This window comes from Streptomyces sp. NPDC031274 (assembly GCF_055570235.1).
On record NZ_JBVIHP010000021.1, the window covers coordinates 145,385 to 160,026 of the forward strand.

General features: G+C 69.7%; 8 protein-coding genes. 3 read left to right on the plus strand and 5 right to left on the minus strand.

All coding sequences use genetic code 11. From position 1 onward, the window contains the following. Positions 1-67 precede the first annotated feature (67 nt). The gene (locus ACZ5CR_RS30190; protein ID WP_468863132.1) at positions 68-2,800 is read left to right on the plus strand and encodes an exo-rhamnogalacturonan lyase family protein; all 2,733 of its coding nucleotides are present in this window, start codon (positions 68-70) and stop codon (positions 2,798-2,800) included. Here ACZ5CR_RS30190 and ACZ5CR_RS30195 read toward each other — a convergent pair. From ACZ5CR_RS30195 to ACZ5CR_RS30215, 5 genes are read right to left on the minus strand one after another with little or no spacing between them, the layout of a single operon-like run. Then, positions 2,797-3,510: a glycoside hydrolase family 12 protein gene (locus tag ACZ5CR_RS30195; RefSeq protein WP_468863134.1), complete on the minus strand. Its 714-nt coding sequence runs from the start codon at positions 3,508-3,510 to the stop codon at positions 2,797-2,799. The genes ACZ5CR_RS30190 and ACZ5CR_RS30195 overlap by 4 nt on opposite strands. Next, entirely contained in the window at positions 3,507-5,555 is a 2,049-nt protein-coding gene (locus tag ACZ5CR_RS30200) for a beta-galactosidase (RefSeq protein WP_468863137.1), read from the minus strand. The genes ACZ5CR_RS30195 and ACZ5CR_RS30200 overlap by 4 nt, the downstream gene beginning before the upstream one ends. Before the next feature lie 8 nt (positions 5,556-5,563). Beyond that, positions 5,564-6,490 (minus strand): carbohydrate ABC transporter permease, encoded by a 927-nt coding sequence (locus ACZ5CR_RS30205; RefSeq protein ID WP_468863139.1) that lies wholly within the window; start codon positions 6,488-6,490, stop codon positions 5,564-5,566. Then, positions 6,487-7,509, minus strand: a complete 1,023-nt coding sequence (locus ACZ5CR_RS30210) for an ABC transporter permease (protein WP_468863141.1) — start codon at positions 7,507-7,509, stop codon at positions 6,487-6,489. The genes ACZ5CR_RS30205 and ACZ5CR_RS30210 overlap by 4 nt, the downstream gene beginning before the upstream one ends. Position 7,510: 1 nt before the next feature. Next, positions 7,511-9,232, minus strand: coding sequence for an extracellular solute-binding protein (locus ACZ5CR_RS30215; protein WP_468863143.1), 1,722 nt, complete (start codon positions 9,230-9,232; stop codon positions 7,511-7,513). Positions 9,233-9,527: 295 nt separating this feature from the next. On the opposite strand from ACZ5CR_RS30215, the gene ACZ5CR_RS30220 reads away from it, so the two are divergent. Beyond that, positions 9,528-12,419, plus strand: a complete 2,892-nt coding sequence (locus ACZ5CR_RS30220; protein WP_468863145.1) for a glycoside hydrolase family 3 C-terminal domain-containing protein — start codon at positions 9,528-9,530, stop codon at positions 12,417-12,419. Further along, positions 12,416-14,626: an alpha-xylosidase gene (gene yicI / locus ACZ5CR_RS30225; RefSeq protein ID WP_468863147.1), complete on the plus strand. Its 2,211-nt coding sequence runs from the start codon at positions 12,416-12,418 to the stop codon at positions 14,624-14,626. Before ACZ5CR_RS30220 ends, yicI begins: the two co-directional genes overlap by 4 nt. Positions 14,627-14,642 lie beyond the last annotated feature (16 nt).

Here is a 14,642-nt window from a genome sequence, read left to right on the forward strand (position 1 = left end):
GCCGGTCCTGCACCGACTCACCTGCACATCTGCGTCTGTCATGCCCACGCAAAGAAAGAGGATCACCATGTCTCCGATCCCCCGCAGGTCCCTGCTCAAGGCCGCCGCAGCAGCAGGCGCCGCCGCGCAGTTCAGCTGGGCCCTCGGCCGAGGCGACGCCGAAGCGGCCCCCCGCCCGGCGGCGGACGAGGGCCCCGTCACCATCGGCTGGCTGGAGAAGGGCGGGCTCGGTGCCGCGCCGGGCTCCACCTTCGGCGTCCCGTGGCCCAAGGGCGCCCACCCCGCCGGGCAGAAGTTCGCCCTCGCCACCGCGGACGGCAAGGACATCCCGGTACAGACCTGGGCCACCGCCCACTGGCCCGACGGCTCCGTGAAGTGGACGGCGCACGCGGTCGGGCCACAGGCCGCGGGCACCGACACGTTCCGCCTCAGCGCCAAAAGCCCCGCAGACCCCGGCAAGGGCAGGAAGGTCGGCGTCACCGAGACCCGCCGGACGATCACCGTCGACACCGGCGTCGTCAAGGCCGTCATCGCCAAGGACGGCGAGAAGTTCGTCGAGTCCGTCACCCGCGGAGGCGTGAGGATCGCCACCGACGGCCGGCTCGTGCTCCTGCGCCAGGGCGACCTCGACGACGGCGACCACGGCAACGCCAAGTGGGACCGGTTCGACGGCGAGATCAGCGGCGCGAAGGTCGAGCAGGACGGCCCGGTGCGCGCCGTGGTCCGCATCGACGGCAAGCACCGCAAGGGCAGCCGCAGCTGGCTGCCCTTCAGCGTGCGTCTCTACTTCTACGCGGGGGCCGAATCCTTCCGGATGGTGCACACCATCACGTACGACGGCGACGCGGAGAAGGACTTCATCCGCGGCCTTGGCGTCCGCTTCAGCGTGCCGATGCGCGACGCGGCGTTCGACCGGCACATCCGTATCGCGGGCGAGGGTGAAGGGTTCCTGACCGAGGCGGTCAAGGGCATCACCGGACTGCGCCGCGACCCCGGCGCCGCGATCCGGACCGCTCAGGTCAAGGGCGAGAAGCTGCCGGACCCGGCGACCTGGGACCAGCGGGTCACCACCCGCCTCCAGTACGTCCCCACCTGGGGCGACTACACCCTGTCCCAGCTCTCGGCGGACGGCTTCACCCTGCGCAAGCGCACCAAGCCGGGGCACACCTGGGTCACGGCGGGAGGCGGCGGCAGGGCGACCGGATTCGGGTACGTCGGCGGAGTCGGCGGGGGTTTCTCCTTCGGCCTCCGCGACTTCTGGGAGAAGCACCCCGCCCAGCTCGACATCCGGGGCGCCGCCGGTGACACGGCCGAGGTCACGCTCTGGCTCTGGTCGCCCGAGGCGCAGCCGATGGACCTGCGCACGTACCACGACGGCATGGACCAAGACACCTACCCCGAGCAGCTCGAAGGCCTCAACATCACCTACGAGGACTACGAACCAGGCTTTGGCACCCCGTACGGCATCGCCCGCACCAGCGAGCTGATGTTCTGGGCGAACGCCGCGACGCCCACCGCCGCCACCCTCGTCGACCAGGCCGCCGCCGTCCGCACCCCGCCCCAACTGGCGGCGGCCCCCGAGCATGTGACGAAGGCGGGCGTCTTCGGCGGTCTCTTCTCGCCCGTCGACCGCTCGACCCCCGCGAAGGCGACGATCGAGGACCACCTCGACTTCCTCTTCACCTACTACAAGGACCAGGCCGAACAGCGCCGCTGGTACGGCTTCTGGGACTACGGCGACATCATGCACACCTACGACGAGGACCGTCACCAGTGGCGGTACGACGTCGGCGGATACGCCTGGGACAACTCCGAGCTCTCACCCGACCTGTGGCTCTGGTACGCCTATCTGCGCTCGGGCCGCGCCGACATCTTCCGCTTCGCCGAGGCCATGACCCGGCACACCGGCGAGGTGGACTCCTACCACCTCGGTAAGTGGGCGGGTCTAGGTACCCGGCACGGCGTCCAGCACTTCGCGGACAGTGCGAAACAGCAGCGGATCTCGACGGCCGTCTACCGCCGCCCCTACTACTTCCTCACCGCTGACGAACGCGTCGGCGACCTGATGCACGCCCTGGTCGACTCCGACGAGACGTTCCTCGTGCTCGACCCGCAGCGCAAGATCCGCACCGAGCCCTACGAACCCGACCGCAACGCCCTGTCCATCGGCTTCGGCACCGACTGGAGCGGCCTCGCGGCGGCCTGGCTCACCGAGTGGGAACGCGGCGGCCCCAAGGCGGCGAAGGCCGAGGCCCGCCTGCGCTCCACCATGGAGACCATCGGCGCCCAGCCCAACGGCTTCGTTCAGGGCAGCGGACTCTACGACCTGGACACCGGGAAGTTCGCGGTGGCCGCCGAGCCCGTGGTGAGTGTCTCCCACCTCTCCGCCATGTTCGGCCTGGTCGAGATGTGCGCCGAGCTGATCGGCCTCGTCGACGAGCCGAAGTTCAAGGAGGCGTGGCTGGACTACTGCCGCTACTTCAACGCGACCAAGGCCGAGCAGAAGGAGCGCTACGGCAAGGACTTCGGCAGCCTGCTGCTCTTCCAGGGGCACTCCCGCCAGGACGCGTACGCCGCTTCTCAGCTGAAGGACGAGAAGCTCGCGGCACGCGCCTGGCGGAAGTTCCACGAGAGCGACGGCTACACCAAGTCCATGAGCTGGGCCAAGACCGACCTGGAGGGCCCTGCTGTCCTGGAGCCCGGCTACGAGAACCTGCGGATCAACACGAACGAGACCGCGCTCTTCGGGCTCGCCGCCATCCAGAACCTTGCCCTGGTCGGCGACGAGCTTCCCGGTTAACCGCCGGACACCGTGAGGGAGTTGGTGGTGAAGTCGAGACCCCCGGCCGAGCCGCTGATCTCGTAGCCGAACTGCACGTCCCCGATGGTCTCGTTGCCCATCCAGCCCTTGGTGTTCTTGATCCACTTGAGGATCGGCAGGATGTCGACCGTCCCGGACGAGGAGTCGGAGGTGCGCAGGAAGGAGAAGACCTCGTTGGCGCCGTTGGTGCCCTTGTAGACCGTCCAGGTGTGGCCGCCGAGGGTGGCGGTGCCCTGGGCGGTGCCGAGGGGGCCGACGTTCCCGTTGTAGTTGACCCAGAGCATGATCTCGTAGTCGTGGTCGGTGTCCCAGATGTCGTACGAGGAGTTGTAGTCGCCCGCCGACGGGACCTTGACGTCGTACGAGCTCTTCAGCGAGGACAGCGAGTCGACCGGCTTGCCGATGGCCTTCGTGGAGTTGGGGTAGGACTTGATTCCGCTGGTGTTCGGGTGGTCGGCGTGCACGCTCCACTTCGTGCCCGAGTCCGCCGATACGCACTGGCTGCCCGCGCCCGAGCCCCAGATGTTGTTGTAGAGGGTGTAGCCGTTCAGGCTGGTGTTGCCCCACTGGTCGCAGGAGCTCCAGACGGCGGCTTGGGCGGGGGCCGAGGCCATCCCGAGTACGGCGCCGGCCGCCAGCGTGGGGGCGAGCAGCAGCCGGGTCAGGGTGCGGCGGGGGTGTCGTGTCATGTGTCGTCTCCAGGGTGGGGCGAGGAGTGCCGCGGGCCCGGGGCGGGACCGCGGTCGTCGTCGGCGCGGCGCAGGACGGCCACACCGTGGCGGCCGAGGGTGATCGCGCCCTCGGCCTTCCTGCCGGTCAGCAGATCGAGGTGCCTGCCCGGCACGGAAACGGTCACCTGCTCGCGGCCGTCATGCAGGCCGTGGTGCAGGAGGAACAGAAGATCGCCGCGGCGTACGGCCTCCACTCCGCGGGGGAGGCCTGCGAGCGAAGGCCGTACGCCTGCTTCGGCGGCCACGCGCGCGAGCAGCTCGCGCAGGGCCCCGGGCTCGGGAAGCGTGGACAGATACCAGGCGCGGTCGCGGCGAAGGACCGCCGGAAGACCGTCGAGCTCGCCGCCCCGGTAGGCGGCGACCGTCTCGGCGCGGTCGTCGGCCTGTAGCTCCTCCGACCAGAGCGTGCCGGTGAATGCGCCGCAGTCCACGCTCTCCTCGGCCTCAAGGGGCCACCACTCGTGCACCGTGCGGATGCCGAACAGCGCGCGAAGCCGGGCGTCCATGCCGCCGGGCCGCACGCGGTCGTCGGCGTCGGCCACGCCGGTGAGGAAGCCGCAGACGAGGGTGCCCCCGTCGCGTACGTACGACAGGAGGTTGTCGATCGCGGTGTCGGTGAGGAGGTAGAGATGCGGGACGACGACCAGGCGGTACGGGGTCAGGTCGTGCTCGGGGTGGGCGAAGTCGACGGCGGTGTCCGCCTCCCACAGCGCGCGGTGCCAGGCGCGGAGAACCTCCGCGTGGTCGACCAGGGACGAGGGGCGGCCCTCCTGCTGGCTCGCCCACCAGGAGTCCCAGTCGTGCAGGACGGCCACGTCGGCCGTGACGCGCGTGCCCGCCACCTCGGGGCCGACCGCCGCGAACTCGGCGCCGAGCTCCTTGACCTCCTGGAAGGTGCGGCCGTGCTCGCCCGCGTGGCTGAGCATCCCGGAGTGGAACTTCTCCGCGCCCTGCCGGGACTGACGCCACTGGAAGTAGCAGACGGCGTCCGCGCCGCGGGCCACCGCCTGCCAGGACCAGAGGCGGTTCAGGCCGCGCGGCTTGGGGTGGTTCACACCGCGCCAGTTGACCGGACCCGCCGCCTGCTCCATCAGCGCCCACGGAGCGCCGCGTGCCTGAGAACGCGTCATGTCCTGGACCAGCGCGCCGAGTTGAGCACCGAGCGGGTCCCTGGGGTCGGGATAGATGTCGACGGATACGACGTCCTCCTGCGCGGCCCACTTCCACGCGTCCTGCCCCGACCACAGCGGCATGAAGTTGGTGGTCACCGGCAGGTGCGGCGTGTGCGCGGCGACGATGTCACGCTCGGCGCGGTAGCACTCGAGGAGGGAGTCGGACGTGAAGCGCTTGAAGTCCAGGACCTGGGCGGGATTCTTCATGTAGTGGGCGCGGCGTGGCGGCAGGATCTCCGCCCAGTTGTCGTAACCCTGCCCCCAGAAGGCGCTGCCCCAGGCCGAGTTGAGCGCGTCGACCGAGGTGTACTTCGTCCTGAGCCAGCGGCGGAACGCGACCGCCGCCTCGTCGCCCCAGTCGTAGGTGCAGTACTCGTTGTTGATGTGCCACATCGTGAGCGCGGGGTGGCGTGCGTACCGGGCCGCCAGGTCCTCGGTGACGGCGGCGGCGAACCTGCGGTAGACGGCGCTGGAGTGCGCGAAGTGCTGACGCGAGCCCCACCACTCCACCTGGCCGTTCTCGTCCCTGGGCAGCGTCTCGGGGTACAGGCGGCCGAGCCACGGCGGGGGAGCGGAGGTCGGTGTCGCCAGGACGACGCCGATGCCGTTCTCGTGCAGCAGATCCATGAGGCGGTCGAGCCAGCCGAACTCGCGGGCCCCGGGCCGGGGTTCGATCTTCGACCAGGAGAAGACACCGAGGGTGACGGAGGTGACCGAGGCCTCGCGCATCAGGCGTACGTCGTCGAGCCAGACCTCCTCGGGCCACTGCTCGGGGTTGTAGTCGCCGCCGAACAGGATCCGGCCGCGGGTCGTGTCGTCGAGGGATGGCATGGGTGGGGTCAGCCCTTCACTGCGCCGGTGAGCATGCCCTGCTTGAAATGCCGCTGCACGAACGGCGAGAGGACGGCGACCGGCAGGAGCGCCAGGACCATCACCGCCATCTGGATGGCGAGCGGTGACAGGTGCCCCGTGTTGATCGCCTGGGCAAGGCCCGTCGGCTTCTGCTGTTTGATCACCAGCTGCTGCATGACGTTCTGCAGCGGCATCATGTCCGGGTCGCTGAGGTAGATCGACGCGTTGAACCACGCGCTCCAGTAGCCGACCGCGTAGAAGAGGGTGATGACCGCGATCACCGCGCGGGAGAGGGGCATGACGATCCGCAACAGGATGCGCACGTCCCCGGCCCCGTCGATGCGGGCGCTCTCGATCAGCTCCTGCGCCGTGCCCATGAAGAACGCCCGCAGGACGAGGATGTTGAAGACGTTCAGGGCACTCGGCAGGATCAGCGACAGATAGGAGTCCGTGAGGCCCAGGCCCTGCACCACCAGATACGTGGGGATGAGCCCGGCGCCGAAGAACATCGTGGCGACGATCACCAGGAGGATCGGGCGGTGCAGGACCGACCCCGGGCGCGAGAGGCCGTACGCGCACAGGACGGACACCACCATGCTGAACAGCGTGCCGACGACCGTGACGAGCACGCTGACCAGCGCCGCCCGCGACACCTGGCCGCCCCCGAGCAGCTCCTGGTAGTGGACGAAGGTGACACCCCGGGGGATCACCACGAGACCTCCCGTCTCGGTGATCGTCCTGACCGAGGAGAGGCTGGTGACGACCACCACCCACACGGGGAAGAGGACCGCGAGGCAGACCAGGGTCAGCGTCACACCCTTGGTGGCGAGGCCGGCCCGCGTCGGGGGCTCCTCCCACACCGGGCGCAGACCGGACCTGCTGCCCGGCTTGATCCCGAAGTTCAGCACGCTCATCGCTTGTAGACCCCCTGCTCGCCCATGAGGTGGGCGGCCTTGTTGGCCCCGAGCACCATCAGGAGGCCGAAGACGCCCTTGACGATGCCGATGGCGGCGCCGTAACCGAAGTTGCCGTTGTCCAGGCCGGTGTTCCACACATAGGTGTCAAGGACCTCGGAGGCCGAGGGGCCCACGGCCGTGCGCTGGAGCAGAATCTGCTCGAAGCCGACCGTGAGCGCGTTGCCCACCTGGAGCACGAGCAGCAGAGCCACCACCGGACGCAGCGCGGGCAGCTGGATGTGCCACATGCGCCGCCAGCGGTTGGCGCCGTCCATCGCCGAGGCCTCGTAGAGGTCAGGGCTGACCGCGGCCAGTGCGGCGAGGAAGACGATGACGCCCCAGCCCGCGTCCTTCCAGACCATCTCGAAGGTGACGAGGAACTTGAAGAGACCCGGGTCGGTCATCAGGTCGAAGCCGTCGTGCCCGTGGTCCCGCAGGACCTGGGCGACGAGCCCCGCCCCGCCGAACATCTGCTGGAAGACCGTGATGACCAGGACCCAGGAGAAGAAGTGCGGCAGGTACAGGATCGCCTGGGCGACCGCGCGCACCCTCGGCCGCACGAAGCTGTTGACGAACAGTGCGAGCACGATCGGCAGCGGGAAGAACAGCGTCAGCTGGATCGCGAAGATGGCGAAGGTGTTCCTGACCGCCTGCCAGAACAGCCGGTCCTCGACCATGTGCCGGAAGTGCTCGACGCCGATCCAGGGGCTCTGCGTCATCGCCTGGAACGCGTTGTCGGCGATGTAGGGGTCGTAGTCCTGGAAGGCGACGACATTGCCGATCAGCGGCACGTAGTTGAAGACGAGCAGGAGAAGCAGCGCGGGCAGCACCATCAGGAGCAGGACGCGGTCGCGGCGAAGCCGGTGGCGCAGCGGGACGCGGGCAGGGGTCTTCTTCGTGAGGGGCGCGGCCGCGGCGGGTGCCGTGGGCGCCCGCTCGGCAGTGGTGTCGCGCGCGTCAGTCGTGCTCTGGGCCATGTCAGGACGCCGCGTCGCCGGTCTCGTCAAGCAGCTTCTTGTACCAGTCGCGCAGCTTGTCGCCGCCGCCCGACTTCCAGTCCGACGCCGCCCGCTGCATGTCGCTGACCTTCTTGCGGCCGCGCACGACGTCCTTCTCCAGGTCCTCGAACTCGGCGTTCAGCTCGGTGTACCGGGTCGGCTCGATGATCATCATGCCGTGGAAGAGCGACTTCTTCGTGTGCGCGCCCTGCCGCTGCTGCCATCCGACCATGCCCTCGGTGACGTCCGGCAGATCGGGGTAGGCGACGAAGGGCGCGGGCGACGCCAGGTACTCGTACGTCGAGAAGACCTCGTTGTTGCCCTTGCCGTTCTTGGTGAGGACGCCGTCCTCGAACGTGTGGTGGACGCCCTCGACGCCGTACATGCGAAGGCGCTGCTCCTTCGAACCGTAGGGAGCGGCCGTGAAGTTGGCGAGGGCGAGGATGTCGCGGACGGTCTTCTCGTCGGCCTTCTCGCTGATGAACGTCCAGATGTCGGCCGGTGGACGCGCGTACAGCGTGGGCGCGCCGCCGCCGGCGGCGAAGTAGTCGAACGCCTCCATGCGGAACTTCTTGTTGTCCACGCGCTGCACGGCCGACTTGCCGTACCAGTCGGACAGGTCCTGGCAGTACATCCAGACCTTGCCCGCCGCGCACAGGTCGCCGATGTTGCCGGTCTCGGCTTTCGCGTCGGGGTGGACGAAGCCCGCCGAGTAGAGCCTCCGTGACCACTCCAGGGCTTCCAGGTACTCGTCGGTCTCGTAGCGGTTGACGAGCTTGCCGCCGACGAGCTTCCAGTAGTACGGCTTCTCGGGCAGCACGCCGAAGATGTTCCAGGCCGCCCAGCTCATGTCGCCGCATGCCCACACCTTGCTCTTGGGCGCGTTGAGCTGCTTGCACAGGTCGTAGAACTCCTGGGCGCTGGTGGGCGCCTCGATCCCCTCCTTCTCGAAGAGGTCGGTGCGGTAGAACGGCGCGATGTTCGGTGTGGTGGCGGCGGGCATCGGCAGGCCGCGCAGCTTGCCGCCGAAGATGGAGCGCTGCCACGCGCCGGTGGGGATCGCGGCGAGGTTCGGGTACTCCTCGACCTTGTCGCCGCTCAAGTAGGGGCCGAGGTCGGCGAACTTGTTGGCGATGGCGCTCGGTATCTTGCCGGTCAGCTCCCAGCCGGGCACGACCACGGCGTCCGGGACGCCGCTGGAGGCGAGCACCGCGCCCAGCTTCTGCCCGTACGTATCGCCCTGCTGGTTCTGCCACTTGACGCGGACACCGGCCGCCTCGTCCATCGCCGTCCAGTAGGGATTGCCCTGCTTGGGCACGTTCCCCCAGATCGGCGCCATGACGGTGAACTGGCCGCCCTTGCCGAGCTTCTCGGGCACCGACACCTTCAGCTGATCGGCGGGCAGCGCCTTGGTGAAGCCCGCCGCCGAGCCGTTCTTGGCGGGGATGTCCGGTCCTGTGAGTTCCGACGCGCTGTACGCGGGGAGCAGGTCCTTGAGCTTCTTCCCCGTCGTGGTGCCCTCGTTCTTCGACCCGCTGCCTCCGCAAGCCGTGAGCAGTGGGGCCCCGCCGGCCACGACGAGCGCGGCGAGACCGGAGGAGGCGAGAAAGGATCTCCGGCTCGAACGGGAGCTGGTGGGGCCGGTGGGGCCGGTAGGGCTGGTGGGGCCGGTGGAGCTTGTGGAGAGGGAGTTCGGCGTCATTGCGTCAACCCTTCGTGGCGCGTGCCCAGACACACGGCGGTCACCGCCGGTCGGCATTCGAAGCGCTTCGATGTTGCTGCGAGGTTAAGTGAAGGCTTGGGCCGTAACAAGACTCGGTCCTGAATTCCTCTCCGGTATACGGGAGTTCGGGATCACGCCAAGCAGAGCGAGATTGCGGGCACCCCGCGTCCCGCACCTTGACACGAGGCCTGAGACGCATCGAGCATCGAAGCGCTTCGAAGACCCAGCACGAGTCACCTCCTCCGTGCCCGCCGCTCGCCAAGGGGATCCGTACGTGACCGCAAGCCCTTCGCCGCTCCACGCCCCCCGGCCGCTGCCCTTCCGCGACCCCGAACTGCCCCTGGACCAGCGCGTGGACGATCTGCTGTCCCGGCTGACCATCGGCGAACGCATCGCGCTCCTGCACCAGTTCACGCCCGCCGTCGAACGGCTCGGCATCGCCCCGTTCCGCACCGGACAGGAAGCCCTGCACGGCGTCGCCTGGATGGGCCCCGCCACCGTCTTCCCACAGGCGGTCGGGCTCGGCGCCACCTGGAACGACGACCTCGTGCGCAGAGTCGGCGAGGCCGTCGCCGCGGAGACGCGCGCCATGCGCGCGCGGGACGACCGCGTCGGCCTCAACCTCTGGGCGCCGACGGTGAACCTCCTGCGCCACCCGCTGTGGGGCAGGAACGAGGAAGGCTATTCCGAGGACCCCCGCCTCACCTCCGCCATCGCCGTCGCGTACACCCGTGGCCTGCGGGGCGACCACCCAGGCCACTGGCGCACCGCCCCCGTGCTCAAGCACTGGCTGGCCCACAACAACGAGACGCGTCGGGACACGTCGTCCGCGTCCGTGCGCCCGCGCGTCCTTCACGAGTACGATCTGCGGGCCTTCCGTGCGGCCGTCGAAGCGGGCGCTGTCGCCGGAGTGATGCCCGCTTACAACCTGGTCAACGGCCGCCCGAACCACCTCTCGCCGTACCTGCGCGAGCACCTGCGCACCTGGACCGACCAGGAGCTGCTCGTCTGCTCGGACGCGGGAGCGCCCAGCAACCTCGTCGACTCCGAGAAGTACTTCGACACCCACGAGGAGGCGACAGCCGCGGCGCTCGTAGCGGGCGTGGACAGCTTCACCGACCACGGCACCGACGCGAGCATCATCACCGGACGCCTCCAACGGGCTTGGGAGCAAGGCCTGTTGACCGAACACGACATCGACACGGCCGTACGCCGTCAGCTGTCCGTCCGCTTCCGGCTCGGCGAGTTCGACCCCGGTCAGGGGCCGTACGCGGAACCGGCCACACACGCCTTCGACACCCCCGGACACCGCGCACTCGCGCAGGAGGCCGCCGAGCAGGCCGTCGTCCTGCTCAAGAACGACGGCCTGCTCCCGCTGCCCGAAGGCACCCGGATCGCGGTCGTCGGACTTCTCGCCGACGAGTGCAAGACCGACTGGTACAGCGGCACTCTGATCCGCCGCAGCACACCCCTCGACGGACTGCGCGAACGGTTCGGCACCGACCGCGTCACCTTCACGGAAGGCGCCGACCGGGTGCGTCTGAAGTGCGCGGCGGGATGGCTGCGCGTGCCGGACTTCGACGAGAGCGGGCACGTCGAGGGCGCCGAGATCGCCCTGGACCCGGCCCTGCTCACCGGTCGCACCGATCTGGCGCCGCTGACCTGCGGCCCCGAGCCGACCGAGTTCGCCCTCGTGGACTGGGGATGCGGCACGTGGACGCTGCGTGCCCCCGACGGCCGCTACCTGTCGGTCGCCGACGACGGCTTCGTGCGGGCGTCCGCGGACCAGCCCGGCGGCTGGGTCGTACAGGAGACGTTCGCGCTGGTCGGCCACGGGGACGGCTACCTCATCGAGCACAGGGGGACGGGTGGGTACGTCTCTGTCGCCGCCGACGGCGTGAAGGTTGCCGACGAGCGGGAGGTCTTCACCGTCGAAGTCCTGGAGCGCGGCGAGGACGCGGTGGCCCGCGCCGCCACCGACGCGGACGCCGTGATCGTCGTCGCCGGGAACGACCCCCACATCAACGGCCGCGAGACCGAGGACCGTACGACGCTCGCCCTGCCGCCCCACCAGGAGCGGCTGTGGCGCGCGGCCCGGGTCGCCAACCCCCGCACGGCGCTCGCCCTGGTCTCCGCCTATCCGTACGCGGTGGCCGACGCCCAAGCCCAGCTGCCCGCACTCCTGTGGACCGCGCACGGCGGGCAGTCCGCGGGCACCGCGCTCGCCCGGGTCGTCGCGGGTGACGTCTCCCCGGCCGGACGCCTCCCGCAGACCTGGTACGCGGCCGACACCGACCTCCCCGACCTGCTCGACTACGACGTCATCGGCTCACGGCAGACCTATCTCTACTTCGACGGCACCCCGCTCTACCCGTTCGGGCACGGCCTGGGGTACTCCTCCTTCGCGTACGAGGATCTGGTGGCCGTCCGCGAAGGGGAGACGCTCCGGATCGCGGTCACCGTCACCAACACCGGGTCTCGTGACGCGGACGAGGTGGCCCAGCTCTACACCCGGGCACCCCGGGAAGCCGCCGCCGTCCTCGCCCTGCCGCACCGGCAGCTGGCGGCACACCGCCGTGTGCACCTCGCGGGCGGGGCCGCACGCCGTCTGGAGTTCCAACTCCCCCTTGTGGAGCTGGCGTTCTGGGACGTACGGCACGACCGCTGGGCCGTGCCGCCTGGCGCGTACGAGGTGCTTGCCGGAGCGTCGAGCAGCGACATCCGGCTCGCGGCGACCGTCGGCATCGAGGGCGACCCGATCGGTGCACGGCCGGTGCGCGGAGCGGGCCTGGCCGCGACCGGCTACGACGAACAGCGCGGCACCGAGATCGTCGACCGTTCCAGGACGAGCGGCGACGCCGTGCGTGCGCTGGACGGCGGCACGGGTGAACTGCTCTTCCGTGACTGCGACTTCGGTGACGGAGTCTGCGGCGTCTCGGTCGAGGCCGCAGGAGCGGGAGCCGTCGACCTCATCTCGGGCAGCACGGCCACCACCGTGACCGTCCCGGCGACCGGCGGCGTGTACGACTACACCCTGCGCACCTCCGGCTTCACCGTCTTCGGAGTGCGCGATCTGCGCGTGCGGCTGCGCGGCCCTCTGCGGCTCGCACGGCTCGCCTTCACCGCCACCGCGCAGCAGACCGCACAGCAGAAGGAGACCGCATGAAGTTCACCGACGGTTTCTGGCTGATGCGCGACGGGGTGCGCGCCTCGTTCGCGACCGACGTGCGGGACGTCAGGGAAGGCGAAGGGCGGTTCACGGCGTACGCCGCCGTCCAACGCGTCCACGAGCGCGGCGACACCCTCAACACCCCGCTGATCACCGTCGAATGCTTCTCGCCCGCCGAGGGTGTCATCGGCGTCCGAGCGACGCACCACGCGGGAAAGGGCGCGCACGGACCGGAGTTCGGCCTGTCCACCACCGAGGGCGCGGGGATCCTCAAGCGTGAAGGCAGCGTCACCGAACTCACCAGTGGACCGCTCACCGTGCGCCTGGACACCGACAAGCCCTGGGGCCTGGAATTCCTCGACGCCGACGGGCAGCGGCTCACGGCCGTCGAGCGCAGAGGCACCGGCTTCGCCACCGCGCCCGACGGCAGCCACCACATGATCGGCCAACTCGCCCTGGGCGTGGGCGAGTACATCTACGGCCTCGGCGAGCGCTTCACCCCCTACGTCAAGAACGGCCAGGACGTCGACATCTGGCAGGCCGACGGCGGCACCAGCAGCGAGCAGGCCTACAAGAACATCCCCTTCCACCTCTCCTCACGCGGCTACGGCGTCTTCGTCAACCACCCCGGCAAGGTCTCCTACGAGATCGGGTCCGAGTCCGTCGGCCAGGTCCAGTTCAGCGTCGAGGACCAGTCCATCGAGTACTACGTCGTCGCGGGCCCCACGCCCAAGGACGTCCTGCGCCGCTACACCGGCCTGACCGGCCGCCCCGCACTGCCGCCCGCCTGGTCGTTCGGCCTGTGGCTGACGACCTCCTTCTGCACGCCCTACGACGAGGAGACCGTCTCCGCCTTCGTCGACGGCATGGCCGAGCGCGACATCCCGCTCGGCGTGTTCCACTTCGACTGCTTCTGGATGCGCGAGTACCAGTGGAGCGACTTCCGCTGGGACCCGGAGGTCTTCCCCGACCCCGAGGGCATGCTGCGCAGGCTCCGCGAGCGCGGTCTGAAGGTCAGCGTGTGGATCAACCCGTACATCGCCCAGAAGTCCGAGCTCTTCGCCGAAGCCGCCGCCCAGGGGTTTCTCGTCCGGCGGCCGAACGGCGACATCTGGCAGTGGGACCTCTGGCAGCCCGGCATGGCCCTGGTGGACTTCACGAACCCGGCCGCACGCGAGTGGTACTCGGGCCACCTGCGCAACCTGCTCGACCAAGGCGTCGACTGCTTCAAAACGGACTTCGGCGAACGCGTCCCCACGGACGTCGTCTGGCACGACGGCTCGGACCCCGAGCGCATGCACAACTACTACGCCCAGCTCTACAACAGCACGGTCTTCGAACTCCTGGAGAAGGAACGCGGCCCGGGCCAGGCGGTCCTCTTCGCCCGCTCCGCGACGGCCGGCGGCCAGCAGTTCCCGGTGCACTGGGGCGGCGACTGCTTCGCCTCGCTCGGCGCGATGGCCGAGTCGCTGCGCGGCGGCCTCTCCCTCTCGCTCTCCGGCTTCGGCTTCTGGAGCCACGACATCGGCGGTTTCGAGGGCACACCCGACCCCGCGGTCTTCAAGCGCTGGCTCGCCTTCGGGCTGCTCTCCTCGCACAGCCGCCTGCACGGCAACGTCTCCTACCGGGTGCCGTGGGCGTTCGGCGAGGAGGCGGTCGACGTGGCACGGAAGTTCACGCTGCTCAAGCACCGCCTCATGCCGTACCTGTACGGCGCCGCGGTCGAGGCCCACCGCACAGGCGTCCCCGTCATGCGCCCCATGCTCCTGGACTTCCCGGACGACCCCGCCTGCCGCACCCTGGACCGGCAGTACATGCTCGGCCCCGACCTCCTGGTCGCCCCCGTCTTCACCGCCGAGGGGGACGTCGAGTTCTACGTCCCCGAAGGAACCTGGACCCATCTGCTGACCGGCGAGACCGTCCAGGGCCCCGCATGGCACCACGAGACCCACGGCTTCGACAGCCTCCCCCTGTACGTACGCCCCGGCGCGCTGCTCCCGCTGGGCGCCGACGACCAGCGCCCGGACGGCGACTGGCTGAAGGACCTCACCCTCCTGGTCACGCCGGACACGGACGGAGCCGAGATCACCGTGCCCGACCTGGACGGCCGGCCCGCTGTCGTCTTCCGCGCGGTACGGGACGGCGAGGAGGTCCGGGTCACCTCGGAAGGAGCCGCCTGCACCTTCCGGGTGCGGACGGTGTAGGGCAGTACAGCGCTGC